We start from the raw sequence: 14,929 nt of genomic DNA on the forward strand, positions 1-14,929 counted from the left end.
GGCGGTTAAACCGCTGGAACCGCCCGGCGAACGGGCGGTTCCAGTGCTTACTAAAGCGGCTCGGACGGAGCAGTGCCAGGGCTAGGCCGGCTGGTACACCGGGTAGTCGGTGTAGCCCTTGGCGCCCTCGCCGTAGAACGTGGACGGATCCGGCTCGTTCAGCGGCAGGCCCTCGCGCCAGCGGCGGGCGAGGTCCGGGTTGGCGATGGCGGGCCGGCCCACCACGACGGCGTCCGCGTGACCGTCTGCGACCAGAGACAGTGCTTCCTCGCGGGTGGTGATGACGCCGAAGCCGGTGTTGACCAGGAACGTACCGTTGAAGCGTGACCGCAGGTCCTGGACCAGGTCGCCGGTCGGGTCGGCGTGCAGGATGCTCAGGTAGGCCAGGTCCAGCGGGGCGATGGAGTTGACCAGCACATCGTAAGTTGCCCGGACGTCGGCGGCATCGGTCTCCTCGATGCCCTGGACGTTGTGTTCGGGCGAGATCCGGATGCCTACGCGGTTGGCACCCAGCGCCTCCACGACGGCGTTCACCGTCTCAATGACGAAACGGGCGCGGTTTTCGGGCGAGCCGCCGTAGCTGTCGGTGCGGACGTTGGTGTTCGGCGCGAGGAACTCGTGGAGAAGGTAACCGTTGGCGGAGTGCAGCTCAACGCCGTCGAACCCTGCCTCCACGGCGTTGCGCGACGCGGTGACGATTTCCTCGCGGACGATGGGCAGCTCGTCGGTGGAGAGCTCGTGCGGCACCGGGTGCGGCTGCTTGCCCTTGTAGGTCCGAGTCTCACCTTCGACGGCGATCGCGCTGGGGGCCACGACGCGGTGGCCGCCGTTGATGTCCTCGTGCGAGACGCGTCCGCCGTGCATGATCTGGGCGAAAATACGGCCGCCCTCAGCGTGGACTGCGTCGGTGACCTTCTTCCAGCCGGCGATCTGCTCGGGGGTCGCTAGCCCGGGCTGACCCGGGTAGGAGCGGCCAGCCGGGCTGGGGTAGATTCCCTCGCTGACGATCAGGCCGAGCGAGGCACGCTGGCGGTAGTGCTCCACCACGAGCGGGCCGGGGACGCCTTCCTGGCCGGTACGGACACGAGTCAGCGGTGCCATGACGAGGCGGTTGGGAAGTTCGAGCTCGCCGAGAGTCAGCGGGGAAAACAGCATGCGGAGTTCCTTTCAGAATGCATCAGGTTCATCAGCTGTAACTGCCTAGCGCGTGCAACTATTCCGGGTGTGGCGGAGTTCACCAGCCCGGGCGGCGGGCGGTGGCGCGTTCGTTAGCGCTTCTGCAGCTGGCTTGTGCCCATTGCGCACCGCGACACGGGTGTGCGATTATTCCCGTGATCGTGATCTATCGGCAGGAGGTGAGACCCATGAACGCAGTATCCGCAACGGGTGCTCCCCTGCAGTCCACGATCGCGCGACTGAGCTAGTCGCCACCGGGAGCGCCTTCACAGGCAATTCGCGAAAGGCGACTCCCATGACCGCAACACCTTCTTCAACTGCGCACTCCACCTCGATGACGGCCTCCGACCGGCCGCGGCCCGAGCAACCGAAGTCGGGCCAGAATCAGCCCCAAGTCAACGCCCCAAAGCCGGCGCGCGCCGCGGGCGAGCGAGCTTTGGTCCTCGGTGGCGGCGGATCCACAGGCAACGCGTGGTTGCTTGGCGTCATCGCCGGCCTGTTCGAGGCCGGGCTGGACGTAACCGGCGCTGATCTGGTCATCGGAACGTCGGCCGGATCGACGGCCGCGGCACAGATAGCTGGGGCGCCCCCGATGGAACTGCTGGCCACGATCCTCGCCGCGGCACCCCAGCAACAGACCGGTCCGGCCGGATCCGGCGGTGGACGCGTTCCGATCAGGCCGGTGACCGAGCACATGGAGAGAACGAGCGCAATCATCGCCGCCGCCAAGGATGCGGCCGACATGCGACGCAGAATGGGCGCGGCGGCACTCGACATGGATGCGGCGTCGGACGGCTCCGGGCAAACACGGTGGCGCGCTACCGTCGCCGCCCGGCTCCCCAGTCAGCTGTGGCCGCGACGGCGGATGCTCATCACTGCCGTCGATGCCCAAACCGGTGAACCCGCCGTGTTCGACCGCCATAGCGGCGTCGACTTGGTGGACGCCATCGCCGCAAGCTGTGCCAGTGGCTTCGCCTACAGGATCGGCGACAGCCGATACATCGACGGCGGCTACCGAACCAACGCGGATAATGCCGACTTGGCAGCCGGTTACGGGCGGGTATTGGTGCTCTCGCCATTCGGAGGCAAATCGCGGACGCCGGTGGACTGGGGTATGCACCTCGCGACACAGTGCGACGAGCTGCTCGCAAGCGGCAGCAGAGTCGAGACGATTTTCCCGGACAGCAACTCCGAGCACATGTTTGGCGCTAACGCGATGGATCTATCTCTGCGTCCGCCCGCTGCTCGAGCTGGTTACGACCAGGGCAAAGCCCTTGCCGAACAGCTCACCGAGTTCTGGAGATGATGCTCTGGAACTCAGTCGACTCGGCGGGCGTTACGCCCGCCGACCTTGCTGATCGAGGTGGTGCCCGAGTGGTATGGGCCGTGAAGATTGCCAGCATGTTCACTTTGAGCAGCGACGCGAGCTCGATTCTGTCACCGGCCTTTCACCCAGCCGAACCCGGACAGCCCTCACCCCGCGGATTGGTCAGGCAGTCGTCCGCGTAATTACGCGTTATTGAGCGCCAAACGCTCATCGTCTGGGCTGGTGAGCTGAACTGGCCCTGATTGGGGATGGGAAGATCCGGCCCGCCGTTTACGGAGTAGGTTCCCTGGAAGTAGGTGGTGAGGACGACACTGAAGTCGCCGGTCGCTGCGTAGGCGTGGCTGGTCCGGGTCTTCTCACCCCAGCGGTCCTGCGGGAGCGGGCCGCCCATGGTGGTCGTGGGGCCGAGCGATGTCCCGTCGCCGTAGTCCCAGCGGTACTGGACAGGCTTGGCGGTGATGTGCACCTTCTGCCCAAGCATTGTCACGTCGAAGGACTGTTCCGCTGACTCCGCATAGAAGTTGGTATCGGCTCCCCTCAGGGTGTGGGGACGCGGCTGGATTCCGAGAGTGCCCGCATTGACAGGCAGTTGTTCGAAGCGGCGCTGGATCTGGGCGGCGATCCTACCGAGAACGTCACTTGGGTCCTCCGAATAGATACAGCGATCGGGGCGGATCGGGCTCCAGCTGCTTTCGTCTGCAACTCGCAGTTTCCACCACCACCTGACCGGGCGCCCGTCCTTCCCATCCGTGCACTTGATGGAGGCGGTAAGACAGGCCACATCGAAGTCATTATTCGCGACCAGACACAACGGAGTGAATTTGTACTGGAATGGACTCTCGGGAGCTGACACCGGCGCGTCTACCCAGAATTTGCTGCCAGCGTCGAAATGCCAAACTCCAACGCCACCCGTGTTCCAGAAAACGTCTGTGTTGTCAGCGGCAGCCGGCGTCGCATAAGTCACGGCGATGAGCAACGACAGCGACAATGCGTAGATATTGCGTCGAACGTGGGGCTCGATCTCCATGGTGAGCTCATGCACCGAGCCGGTCGACATTAACGGCTTTCCAACGGCCTTCAACAAAGCGCACGATCATAATGTCCGCAAGAACTTGCGAGCCGGGAACGGATTTTTCAATGCTGGCGTCGGCCCTATGCAAAGCGCCCGCGGATTGCTCCAGTTGAGTGGAGACCTGGTATTCACCTGTCGAAGACTTAACGAACTCGCTAAACGCACCGTTGGCTTTGACGAGGCCTCCGGATATCCATCTTCCTTTGGAGTTCCACTCCACGATTCCGGGGCGAACTTTCTGGCAAAGGGCGCAGGTTGGAGCAGTGACCTTATCTAACGGGCCGAAGTTGCCTGTTTCATACGCAAAATTGAGCGTGGTGTACCAATATTTGGCAAATGCAACTAAGCCCTCTTTGGTTTCCCGCTCGGCAGTTTTTGGCAGAACTGGAAGCGGGACGTTCTGCGCTCTTCCCTCGGCGTCGGCAGGCTTGTATATCGGCGTCGGCCTGGGCGTCGCAGTGGCACTAGGTGTGGCAGAAGCGGACTGGGCTGGCGACACCACGGCCGTAGCGGTAGGACCAGCCTGCGGGTCCCCGCCGCCGCTGCAGCCGCTAAGCGCAATGACGGACACGGCGACGGCGGAGACTAGAGGCAGACGTAGGCGTTCAGAGATGCAGGTACGAGAAGTCATGCGCTAATCCCCCCGGATAGGTTTCAAGACATCTATGTCCGAACAATGGTTAAAGGGTAACCGAGATCACACTTTCCAGCTCAAAGTTATCCACAGCCTTGTCTGCAACCAAGCGCCCCCGCGGCACAACACAAAGCGGGCCCGGTAAGAACGTCACCGGACCCGCTTCATTCCTGATCAGGCGTCATTCACCCTCTACACGGCACTACACCGCTGCGCCGGCAGAACTAGCTCCCCCGTCTTATCCGTCGACAAGGCGAGCGACGAAACATACTGGGGTTCACCGTCGGGCCCGTCTTGGGCAGAGCGCATCATGTCCGGGCGTTCGAAATCAATCCCGGTCACATGGCAGAGCAGCTTGGCGTCGCTGGGGTTCCCGTCGGCGTCGAACATCGGCAGGTCAATGCCATCATCCGCGCGGCGCAGGTAGTACCTGCCCTTGGTCAGGACGGCCAGAACCGGCGGCAGGACGAGGGCCAGCCCCACCGCGAAGATCGGTGAGTACGGCTGGATACCGGAGCCAAAGGCACCGAAGAACACTGCGATGGACACCCCGGCGGAAACCAGCATGGACACAAATCCCACCGGGTTCACCGCATGCAGCATGCCGCGCCGGAACTCGGGCGTCTTGGGTGAGATCTTCAGCAGATACTTGTTGATGGCTATGTCCGAGGCCACAGTCACCACCCAGGCCATGGCGCAGTTGGCGTAGAAGCCCAGAATTGTGTTGAGGAAGTCGAACATGTTCGCTTCCATCAGGACCAACGCAATCAGCAGGTTCACCGCCACGAACACCATGCGCCCGGGGTAGGTCTTGGTCACGCGGGTGAAGCTGTTGGTCCATGCCAGCGAGCCGGAGTAGGCGTTGGTGACGTTTATCTTGATCTGGGAAATGACCACCAGCACCACCGCGAGGCTCATCGCCAGCCAGGCCGGCATCATCTCCTCGTAGACGCCGAGGAACTGGTGCACTGGCTCATTCGCCGTGGCCGAGGCTGCCGGATCCAGCTTGGCGATCAGGTAGACGGCGATGAACATGCCCACGATTTGCTTGAGGGCGCCGAACAGAACCCAACCCGGCCCGGCAAGGACGACGGCACGCCACCACGCGCCCTTGTTTTCGGCGGTCTTGGGCGGCATGAACCGCAGGTAGTCGATCTGTTCCGCGATCTGCGCCATCAGCGACAGGCAGACGCCAGCGGCCAGCATGACCGAGGCCAGGTTGGTGCCCGCAGCACCCGAATTCCCGGTGTACGCGAAGAAGTCATCGATGCTGCCGGGGTGGGACACCAGCAGGTAACCGACCGGAACCACCATGAGGAGCAGCCACAGGGGCGTGGTCCAGACCTGGAGTTTGGCCAAGGTGTTCATCCCGTAAATGACGAGCGGAATGATGATGATCGTGGACGCGGCGTAACCCAACCATTGCGGAATTCCCAGCCCCAGTTCGAGGCCCTGCGCCATGATCGACCCCTCGAGCGCAAAGAAGATAAACGTGAAAGTTGCGAAAATCACGTTCGTCACCACTGAGCCGTAGTAGCCGAACCCGGAACCGCGGGTAATCAGGTCAAGATCTATGTTGTAGCGGGCTGCATAATAGGCAAGTGGAAAACCCGTGGCGAAAATAATCACGGCGGCCACAACAATTCCGAGGATTGCGTTCACCGTGCCGTAGGCGATCCCGATATTGGCCCCAATCGAGAAATCAGCCAGGTAGGCAATGCCTCCCAGCGCGCTCGTCGCCACCACGCCCGCGCTCCACTTGCGGTAAGAGCGCGGTGCGAACCTGAGCGTGTAATCCTCCAGGCTTTCCTTCGTGGCGCTCATAGCATCCGTGTAGGAGGCCGCTGCGTTGCCACCCACTTGTGGCCGCTTGGTCTTCAGCCCGACGGCGGGACGTCCGACGGCGCCACCGCCGCCCGGGCTGTCCGTCAGTTCGCTGTCCTTCAGGTCATTAGTCATGAGGCATCCGCTTTCGTCACCAATTTGTCCCTGCCGACGCTAGTCACACCGTGCGACAGCCCGGTTCCGGCTGTATTACAGCGATGTAAAGAGTCGTAAGCGCCCCTCAAATCCAGCCTTACCCCGTAGCGCACCACAGCGGTTGCTGGGAAAATCCGTCCATACCCCTATCGTTTTTCTACAAGTCGTAGAAGAATGGAGTGCATGATGTTCAACCACACCGACGGCGATCCCATCCTGGTCCTCGATGAAGAGCAGTGCTGGCAGCTTCTGGAGGGCACCAGGCACGGCCGCCTGGTGGTCACCGTGGCGGGCGAGCCGGATATCTTCCCCGTCAACTACGTAACCAGCCGGAGGAAGCTGTACTTCCGGACAGCGCCGGGCAACAAGCTCGCGCAGGTGACCATCAATGACAGGGTCCTGTTCGAGACGGACGGCATCATGTCGAACCAGGCCTGGTCCGTGGTGCTCCGCGGCACGGCCCGCGTCCTGAGCAAATCAGCCGAGATTGCCGAGGCTGAAGAGCTGGGGCTCGCATCCTGGGTACCCACATTGAAGGACTTCTACGTCGAGATCGATCCCGGCTCCGTGAGCGGCCGGCACTTCCAGTTTGGCGAGCAGCCCGAGCGCGATTTCTAACAGGACTGCCGGCCTAGACTGGAAATATGGCGGACCGGCTGACCCCTGAGCAGCGCAGCTGGAACATGTCCCGGATCCGGGACAAGAACACCAAGCCCGAACTGCTGGTGCGCAGCCTGCTTCACGCCAAGGGATACCGGTACCGCCTGCACGGCGCCTCGCGCGGCATCAAGCTGCCCGGCAACCCGGATCTCGTCTTCGCCGGCCGGCGCAAGGTCATCTTCGTCAACGGCTGCTTCTGGCACTTCCACGACTGCAAAGTAGGCCAGCATGCCCCGAAGGCCAACGCCGAATTCTGGGAAACCAAACGCACCCGCACGCGGGACCGCGACGCCAGCCAGCGCCGGCAGCTCGAAAACGATGGTTGGGAAGTGCTCACCGTCTGGGAGTGCCAACTCCGGGACATGTCCGCCGTCGAGAAACAGCTGGAGCTGTTCCTCTCGGCGGCTGGCCCAAATTAAGCGGGGTTCAGCTCTCGGCCGGAGCCAGCCGGTAGCCCACGCCGCGAACAGTCTGCAGCCAGCGCGGATTCTGTGCGGAATCGCCGAGCTTCTTCCGCAGGTTGCCCATGTGCACCTCAACGGACCGCTCATCCGCCTCGCTGATGTAACTTCCGACGTCGTACGGTTCGTCCCGCAGGCGTCGCACCAGATCCGCTTTGGTACGGACCATGCGGCCCGCCTCCAGCAGCGCATGCAGCAGGTCGAACTCGGTGCGGGTCAGGCTCAACTCCTGGCCGTCGACAGCAACAGTCCGGGATTCGTAGCTCAGGTCCAGGCCGTTGTGGGTGTACTTCCGCCCCTCATGCCCGGCGGCGGACGGCGAGCCGGCCTCTTCGGCGAGATCCGGCGTCGAACGCGGACGCCGCATCATGGCCGCAACGCGGGCACGCAGCTCGCGCGGACGGAACGGCTTGGTGAGGTAGTCATCCGCACCCGACTCAAGCCCGATCAGGGTGTCCAGCTCTTCGGCACGGGCTGTGAGCATGACGATGTAGGCGTCGGAGAACTGGCGGATCTGCCGGGCGACTTCAAAGCCGTCGATGTCCGGCAGCCCGAGGTCGAGCGTGATGACCGCAGGGTCCAGTTCCTTGGCGGCAAGTACGCCCTCGGCTCCGCTGCTTGCGGCGCGCACGTCAAAACCGGCCTGCGTCAGAACAACGCGCACCAATTCGCGAATGTCGTGGTCATCCTCGATGACCAGTCCCACGCGTGTATCACCCATCGCAGCCCCCTCAGCCCGCTACATCCCGTCTGCAGTATAGCTCCCGGCGGATATCCTGCTCCTATGCGTTTCTCACGCCCCGTCCGGATGGACCCGCGCCCATGAGCAGTATCGCCTGGAAAGATTCCTCCGGCCGGATCCTGCTCTTCCGCAAGCCCTTCCACGAGTACTCCCTGCGGGGCAGGGTGATGCTGAGCCAAATGCCGCTTTCCGTGACGGCAGGAATCACAGCTTTTCTCATTCTGGCGTTCTTCCCTGAAACGCTGCTCAATCCCCTTTTCATCAGCTTTCTGCTGTCACAGGCAGTAATACTGATCCTTTGCTACGCCGTGCCTTGGCACCGACTGCCGTATCCGGCATTCCTGGTAGTACCGCTCCTGGACCTGGTGTCGATCTGCCTGGGCAGGGAAGGCGGCCAGGACAGCCTGACGGGACTCAGCCTCATGGCGGTCTTTCCGGTCATCTGGTTATGTGCGTCCGGGCTGTTTCCCAAAGCGGCGGTGGCAATATCGTTCTTCGGCCCCCTGGCAATCATCTGGGTGCCGCTGTTTCTGCGGGGCGCCGTCTCCGGCCAAGACCTATCGCGCTCCTTCCTGCTGCCCGTGATGATGCTGGGCATCGGCGTAACCGTGTCCGTCATGACGCTTAGCATGGTCCGGCAGCAGCGGGACCTGGAGGAGCAGCAGCGCGACCTGGAGGAAAAGGACTCCCAGCTCCGCGGCGTGCTGACCGGCAGCAAGCGCCAGGAACGGCTATTGAATACGGTCCTGGACACGGTGCACTTGGGCGTCCTCGCCGTCGATGCGCAGGGCAACGACATCCTGATGAACCGCAAGCAGCGCCAGCATCACCTGTTGGCTTCGCCGCCTACCATCGAAGATCCCAACGAGTCCGAACTGCTGGTGTTCTCCGCCGACCGGACAACCCTGGTCCCCGTCGACCAGCGGCCCGTCCGGCGCGCGATTCTCGGCGAGGAGTTCACCGACTACCTCGTGTGGCTCGGGGCAGGGGCCGACCAGCGCGCCATTTCCACCAGCGCGAGGCCTATGGAGGACCAGGACGGGAACTTCGCGGGCTCCGTCATTGTGTTCAGCGACGTCACCGAGCTTGTGAACGCCCTGGCTGCCAAGGACGATTTTGTCTCCAACGTCTCCCACGAATTCCGGACGCCGCTCACTTCGATTCTTGGCTACGTCGAGCTTATGTTGGACGACGATGACGACGACCTCGCCGACTCCCAGCGCGGCACCCTGGAAATCATCCGGCGGAACTCGGAGCGGCTGCTCACGCTGGTCTCGGACCTGCTGTCCAGCCGCAACGGCCAGCTGCTCGTCTCCCCGAAGGCCGTGAACATGGCTGAACTGGTGCGCACCAGCGTCACCGCCGCCCTGCCGCGGGCGGCGGAATCCGGCATCCACCTGCGGGCCGACGCCCCGGAGACGCTGGAGGCCCACATCGACGCAGCACGCATCTCGCAGGTGCTTGACAACCTCGTATCGAACGCCATCAAATACTCTCCCGACGGCGGCGACGTGGTGGTGTCGCTGCGCGCCGAGGACGGCCACATGATGTGCAGCGTGAGCGATACGGGCATGGGGATGAGCCAGCAGGACCAGGAGGAGGTCTTCGCCAAGTTCTTCCGGTCCGCAGCCGTCCGCAATTCGGCGATCCCCGGCGTCGGACTCGGGCTGTCCATCAGCAAGGCCATCGTGGAAGCACACGGCGGCCGGGTCTCGCTCCGCAGCGAAGTGGGGAAAGGCACCACGTTTACGTTTGCGGTGCCGGTGCAGAACTGAGCTCTTGCCCGCGGCGTTTTGCGGGGCGTTTGCCGGGTGGACGCGTCCTCTACGGGTTATGCCCGGTGGTCCTCGATAAGCCAGCCGGCCAGCCGCCGGGCGCGCCGGGCCGCGTCAAGGTCGCCCTCTGCCGCGGAGATGATCGAGCCCTTCATGAGAATGTGCCAGGACCGGGAGAAGTCATCGGTCCGCTGCAGCCCGGCCTCGTCCGCGAGCTGCTTCACATGACCGCGGATCTTGGCGAGGTAGTCGATGCTGGCGCGTCCCAGCGGATGCGAGGCGCCCATTTCCAGCAGCACGTTGATGAAGGAACACGCTTCGAAGTCGGTGCGATGGAACCAGTCGGAGAAGACATCGAAAATGGCCAGCAGCTGTTGTTCGGGGGTGTCCGCCCTGCGCCTGGCCTCCCCCACGATGGCGTTGAGGGTCCACACCTGGTCGCGCTTCTCAAGGAACGCGAGTACGAGCTCGTCCTTGGAAGCGAAGTGGCGGTAGAAGGTGGCCTTTGCGACGCCGGAACTGCTGATGAGTTCATTGATGCCGACGTCCCGGACGCCACGCCGGGCAAAGAGGTCGTAGGCCGCGCTGACGATTCGTTCGTGCATCCTGGCAGCACCGGTCGCCGCAATCTCCTCGCCATACGTCCGGCCTCCCGATGTGAGCGGGACACCCGGCGCGGCGGTAGGCTGCGGTCCAGTGTGAAGCCCTCCGGAAGGTTCTCTCCCGGCGCTCCACGGCTCGGAGCTTGGTACCTCTGCCATTAGGAACAGTCTATCCCAAAACGCAAGACAGACCTGTCTGTCTTGGGCTATTGTTCATACAGGTGCGACTAGCGTCCGAGGCCCGCCTGGCGCACCACTTCTCCCCAGGACTGCTCGGCAAGGTCAGCCACCGCTGCCAGGATCTCCGACGGCGGCCGGGAAATATCCAGCGGAAACTCGACGATGTCGATGTCGGTGTTGAGGATCCGTCTCAGCTTGACCTCGCCCGCCCCCGCGTAGACCAGCCAGGCCGTGGGCACCCGCAAGGCCGTGCAGTAGGCCAGCATCTGGAAATGGTCCGCCGACAGGGAGGCGCCTTGGTCGGTGCCCGCGCGGTACTGGGCGTCGTAAACCACCACCGGCCGGCCGCCCAGCAGGTGCACGGCATCCGGGCGCACTGTCAGCCGGTCCGAGTCCCGTACCGCCTCGTTCAGCAGCGCGTTGTACTGCAGCCTCATGTCGCCGGGAAAGGCCGCCATGGCCCGGCGCAGCGCGGCGCCGACGAAATCCTCGAAGACCTTGCCCATGTCGACGACGAAGGACGCCGTCTGCTGCTTGCCCTCCCCCGCCTCCGCGGAAGCATTGCGCAGGATCACCTCGGAGAGCCTCAGCGCCGCGTGATAGCGGAGGTTCATCCGGCTGGCCCGCCACGGCGGAAGCGGAGCGCCGGCTTGAAGGCGGGTAACGCCGTCGAGCTTTCCCTTCAGCTGCCGCAGCCGGCCCAGCACCTCCGGGCGGACGCCCGGGACACGGGACATGCGCTCGAGCGCGGCACGCAGGATGCGGTTCTCCGGGATGTCCTCGGTGAACTCGTCGTAGGAAACTTCCAGCGGCACGAGCATCCCGGGACGGCGGGATATCTGGTCCGAGATGCGGATGCGGCCCTTGACTGTCCGGAGCGACTCGTCGACGGTGACGTACCCCTGCAGGACGCCGCGCTGCAGCGCACGTTCGGCGAGCTGCACCAGCGACGCCGCCAGGGCGCTCCACAGCTCGGCATCCTCGTCAGCTGCCACGGTGTCGTCGCGGAAGCCCTGGTCCCCGGCGTAGCTCAGCAGAAAGAGCAGACGGCTCAGTCCGAGCCGGTCCTTCGGCCGCACGTCGAGCTGCACCCGCGGAGTGCGCACGGACCCCACCATGCCGACGGGCTCGATCCGGAACAGTCCCAAGCCCATCGGCGTTGCCTTGGTCAGGCCGCTGGAGTTCAGGAAGGCGGCGCTTTCGGCGTCGAGCTTCTCCACGGTGCCGCGGGAGAGCTCGTCCAGAACGATGTGCCGCAACGCCTGGGCTTGGCCGGCGGGGCTAGCGAGCCGCAAGGCGTCCCAGCAGCTGGTCCAGCCCGAAGCGCTCTTCCAGCTGGGCCCGGTTCAGCTGCCCGTGGTAGTGCTCCTCCAGCAACGGCATGAGCTCGTACTTCCAGATCCGGCGCAGGCCGGCAGGGGTCTGCGCGGCCTTCTTCATGAAGTAGGACGGCCCGATCATGAGGTCGCGGTCCCACTCGTCAATGGCCTGGTTGAGCGCGTCCAGCAGCAGCGCCGGCGTCGTGTCGAGCTGCCGGGCTTCCAAGAATCTCAGCAGCGAGCCCTTCACCGGCTCGGTCTGCGGGTGCAGTTCGATGAACGCAAAGCGGCGGCGGATCGCGGCGTCCATCATCGCGATGGAGCGGTCCGCGGTGTTCATGGTGCCGATGATGTACAGGTTGTCCGGGAGCGTGAACGGCTCGTTGGGGCTGTACTGCAGGTAGATCCGGTCATCCCGGTATTCCAGCAGGAAGTACAGCTCGCCGAACACCTTGGCCAGGTTGGCGCGGTTCATCTCGTCGATGATCAGGAAGTACGGCTTCGACTCGTTGCCGGGCTTGGCCGCCTCCTCCGCGAGCCGGCGCAGCGGCCCGGCGACAAGCTTGAAGGAAACCTGGCCCTCGTCGGTCTTGTCCGGCCGGTATCCCTCGAAGAAGTCCTCGTACGCGTAGGACGGGTGGAACTGGACGAGCTTCACCCGCTCGTCGGTGCTGTCCTGCGCCAGTTCGGCGGCGAGGTGCTTGGCCAGATAGGTCTTGCCGGTTCCCGGCGGCCCGTACAGCACCAGCTGCCGGTTCTCCTCCAGCAGATCGGCGATCTCCTGCAGCGGCTCCGCCTCCATGTGGAGGGAGTCCGCGAACTCCTGCGTCACCGGACGGAAGCCGCCCAGCAGTGGGAGGGCGACGGTGGCGGGTGAGGCATCGGCGTCGGGCTCGGTTTCCGCCTCGGCGGGCAGCAGCGCCTGCAGTGCCTGCACCACCCGGGTGACGTCGACGACGATGCCGGGGGTGGCCAGCTGGCGCTGGATGTGCCGCGGCAGGTCGGTCACGGCGTGGGCCTCGTCGAACCACCGCACCTTGCGGCGCATCCGCCGGTTGTCCGCGTTATGGTCCGGTTCCCCGAGCACGACGCCGATCCGGACGGTTCCGGCGTTCTGGTACAGCGCGAAGTCGCCCGGCTTCATCACGGTCAGGAAGGCGAAGACGGCGGTTTTGGTGTCCTCCCGCTCCACGTAGCCGAGATGCTTGTAGTCCTCGTCCACGGCGTGCTGGACCAGCCCGGCGGTAACGCCAGCGTCGAGCAGGCGGAGGTGTTCGACGTCGAGCGTCACCTTCTCCTCTGCCTGCCAGGCAGCCAGGAGCTCGGCGTTGTCGTGGTGGGTGCGCAGCAGCCAGGCGCGGCGGCCCGGATCCCCGACCTTCCGCCATTGGCTCACCAGCTGCCGGGCGTACCAGTCGATGCGCTGGCCGGCCTGCTCATCCAGGTGCAGGCGGATGCGTCGGATGTCGGCGGTGATCTCCTCCTCACTGTCCCCCTTGGCCCCGCCGACGAGGGAGGCAAAGGCGTCCCTGATCTCCTGGCGTTCGATGTCGGCCACCACCGGCTCGAAGTAGCTGGGCCAGGCGAGGTATTCGATGCTGCGCCGGATGGCCGGCTGGTCCTCGGGAGTGCCGGCCGCCAGCAGGTGGAACGCCAGCGGATCCTTCAGCGCCTTATTGATGACGGCGGTGGATTGCCTGTCGACGTGCCGGACGAACCGGCAAAGCCATTTCAGGTGGTCCCAGATGGTCCAGTTAAACTCGGCAGTCCGGTCGCGGATAACGCCGTGGTCGGTCATGCCCTGGTACAGCTCCTCCGGGAGCTCCAGCGGCGGTTCGAGCCAGGACGCCGCCTCCGCTACGCGGGCACGCTTGACCTTGAGCGACTTGACCTCGTGCGCCAGCGGCAGGGACTGCAGGAAGAGGAGCTCCACGGCCAGCTGCTTCGCCGAGGCGGATGCGTCCGCCAGGTTGTGCCGCAGGTTGGTCATCATGGGCGCCTTGGCGTCCGCGACTCCCCGTTCAAGCCGTTCCAGGAGTTCCGCTGCGGCCTCCGCCGTCCACGTCTGCGTACGGCCGTCCAACGCCGACGGCTTGCCCTGCAGCCCGGCGCCGAGCACAAACCACGCGGCGTCCTCGATCTCTTTGGAGACTCCGAGGGCGCGGTGCATGGCAGGCTTTGGGGCGGGGGTCATGCGTTCAAATTTACAGGGTAAACCTGAACGCAAGCACCATGGCCGGCCCGGAAGCTACTTGCCGGTAACAGCTGGCAGCCGCTTCCGGCCGAAGGCGAAATAGCAGCCCGGGCCGATGAAGTTGACCAGGGTGGCCAGCCGCCAGAACATCTTGGAGCCGCGGATCTGCTCGTCGGGCCGACGCGAAAGGTCGCGCTGGGCAGCGGCCAGGAAGGCGAGCTGCGCCGCTCCAATCACGATGGTGCCGGTGCGCGCCGCAGGCGGAAGTTCCTTCCAGGACTTTTTCCTCGCTGCCGCTTTTTTCGTTCCCACGTTCCACGTTCCCGCGCGCTTCGATTTCACGGTCAATGCTCCTTGCGCTCAATGAAGGGCTCCAGCAGCTGCTTCTGCTCCAGAGTCAGCCGCAGTACCCTTCCGGTGGCTTCATCGACAAAGGCCAGGTGGCTTGAGGCCTTCACACAATCGTCGCCAGTTACCGGGTCCTGCACAAGGTAGTGGATGTCGAAACTGGCGCCCTTGACGGCCCCGACCCATACCTGGACCCGCGCCGGAACGTTCCGGTACTCGAGGGTCTTCACGTAACGGATCCGGTGGTCCACCACGAGCGCCATGGTCCCCTTGGGAACCGCGTTGAAGAGCGACACGTGCGGGTCTATCCCGGGCAGCCCGGCACCGGCGGGCGGGCCGAAGGCGGCGATGCGCGCCTCCTCCAGCATGCGGACGATCTGGACGTTGTTGATGTGGCCGTAGGCGTCCATGTCCCCCCAGCGCATGGGCACGAGCACCTCAATGCGCCGGGGGTCCGGG

The 14,929-nt window shown here is 64.5% G+C and carries 14 protein-coding genes; 4 read left to right on the top strand and 10 right to left on the bottom strand.

From position 1 onward, the window contains the following. Positions 1-81 precede the first annotated feature (81 nt). Entirely contained in the window at positions 82-1,155 is a 1,074-nt protein-coding gene (locus tag ACTHQX_RS17450; protein WP_440158907.1) for an alkene reductase, read from the bottom strand. A gap of 316 nt (positions 1,156-1,471) precedes the next feature. Here ACTHQX_RS17450 and ACTHQX_RS17455 point away from each other — a divergent pair, with 316 nt between their 5' ends. Next, positions 1,472-2,482, top strand: coding sequence for a patatin-like phospholipase family protein (locus ACTHQX_RS17455; protein WP_440158908.1), 1,011 nt, complete (start codon positions 1,472-1,474; stop codon positions 2,480-2,482). 142 nt (positions 2,483-2,624) lie between these two features. On the opposite strand, the gene ACTHQX_RS17460 is transcribed toward ACTHQX_RS17455, so the two are convergent. The 3 genes from ACTHQX_RS17460 to ACTHQX_RS17470 all read right to left on the bottom strand — a co-directional run bounded on the left by ACTHQX_RS17460 (position 2,625) and on the right by ACTHQX_RS17470 (position 6,168). After that, positions 2,625-3,530 carry a PKD domain-containing protein gene (locus ACTHQX_RS17460; RefSeq protein ID WP_440158909.1) on the bottom strand — a complete coding sequence of 302 codons (906 nt, stop codon included), beginning with the start codon at positions 3,528-3,530 and terminating at the stop codon, positions 2,625-2,627. Positions 3,531-3,537: 7 nt separating this feature from the next. Then, the gene (locus ACTHQX_RS17465; RefSeq protein ID WP_440158910.1) at positions 3,538-4,206 is read right to left on the bottom strand and encodes a DUF6318 family protein; all 669 of its coding nucleotides are present in this window, start codon (positions 4,204-4,206) and stop codon (positions 3,538-3,540) included. Between the two features lie 195 nt (positions 4,207-4,401). Further along, positions 4,402-6,168 (bottom strand): purine-cytosine permease family protein, encoded by a 1,767-nt coding sequence (locus ACTHQX_RS17470; RefSeq protein ID WP_440158911.1) that lies wholly within the window; start codon positions 6,166-6,168, stop codon positions 4,402-4,404. A 204-nt stretch (positions 6,169-6,372) separates the two neighbouring features. Between ACTHQX_RS17470 and ACTHQX_RS17475 the strand changes: the two genes are divergently transcribed. After that, entirely contained in the window at positions 6,373-6,807 is a 435-nt protein-coding gene (locus tag ACTHQX_RS17475; protein WP_440158912.1) for a pyridoxamine 5'-phosphate oxidase family protein, read from the top strand. A gap of 26 nt (positions 6,808-6,833) precedes the next feature. Further along, complete coding sequence (locus ACTHQX_RS17480; RefSeq protein WP_440158913.1) at positions 6,834-7,268, top strand: very short patch repair endonuclease; 435 nt, start codon at positions 6,834-6,836, stop codon at positions 7,266-7,268. A 7-nt stretch (positions 7,269-7,275) separates the two neighbouring features. Here ACTHQX_RS17480 and ACTHQX_RS17485 read toward each other — a convergent pair whose 3' ends face one another. Further along, positions 7,276-8,031, bottom strand: a complete 756-nt coding sequence (locus ACTHQX_RS17485) for a response regulator transcription factor (RefSeq protein ID WP_236807277.1) — start codon at positions 8,029-8,031, stop codon at positions 7,276-7,278. A gap of 101 nt (positions 8,032-8,132) precedes the next feature. Between ACTHQX_RS17485 and ACTHQX_RS17490 the strand changes: the two genes are divergently transcribed. Next, positions 8,133-9,827 (top strand): sensor histidine kinase, encoded by a 1,695-nt coding sequence (locus tag ACTHQX_RS17490; protein ID WP_440158914.1) that lies wholly within the window; start codon positions 8,133-8,135, stop codon positions 9,825-9,827. Between the two features lie 56 nt (positions 9,828-9,883). Here ACTHQX_RS17490 and ACTHQX_RS17495 read toward each other — a convergent pair whose 3' ends face one another. The 5 genes from ACTHQX_RS17495 to ACTHQX_RS17515 form a co-directional block, all read right to left on the bottom strand. Beyond that, positions 9,884-10,432: a TetR/AcrR family transcriptional regulator gene (locus ACTHQX_RS17495; RefSeq protein ID WP_111902914.1), complete on the bottom strand. Its 549-nt coding sequence runs from the start codon at positions 10,430-10,432 to the stop codon at positions 9,884-9,886. A gap of 224 nt (positions 10,433-10,656) precedes the next feature. Beyond that, positions 10,657-11,853: a 5-methylcytosine restriction system specificity protein McrC gene (locus ACTHQX_RS17500; RefSeq protein ID WP_440158944.1), complete on the bottom strand. Its 1,197-nt coding sequence runs from the start codon at positions 11,851-11,853 to the stop codon at positions 10,657-10,659. A 37-nt stretch (positions 11,854-11,890) separates the two neighbouring features. Continuing rightward, the gene (locus ACTHQX_RS17505; protein ID WP_440158915.1) at positions 11,891-14,122 is read right to left on the bottom strand and encodes an McrB family protein; all 2,232 of its coding nucleotides are present in this window, start codon (positions 14,120-14,122) and stop codon (positions 11,891-11,893) included. Positions 14,123-14,176: 54 nt separating this feature from the next. Continuing rightward, entirely contained in the window at positions 14,177-14,464 is a 288-nt protein-coding gene (locus tag ACTHQX_RS17510) for a hypothetical protein (protein WP_440158916.1), read from the bottom strand. A 2-nt stretch (positions 14,465-14,466) separates the two neighbouring features. Continuing rightward, positions 14,467-14,895 (bottom strand): acyl-CoA thioesterase, encoded by a 429-nt coding sequence (locus ACTHQX_RS17515; RefSeq protein ID WP_440158917.1) that lies wholly within the window; start codon positions 14,893-14,895, stop codon positions 14,467-14,469. Between the last annotated feature and the right edge of the window lie 34 nt (positions 14,896-14,929).

Source organism: Arthrobacter sp. SAFR-023 (assembly GCF_051965295.1).
In the GTDB taxonomy this organism is placed as follows: domain Bacteria; phylum Actinomycetota; class Actinomycetes; order Actinomycetales; family Micrococcaceae; genus Arthrobacter.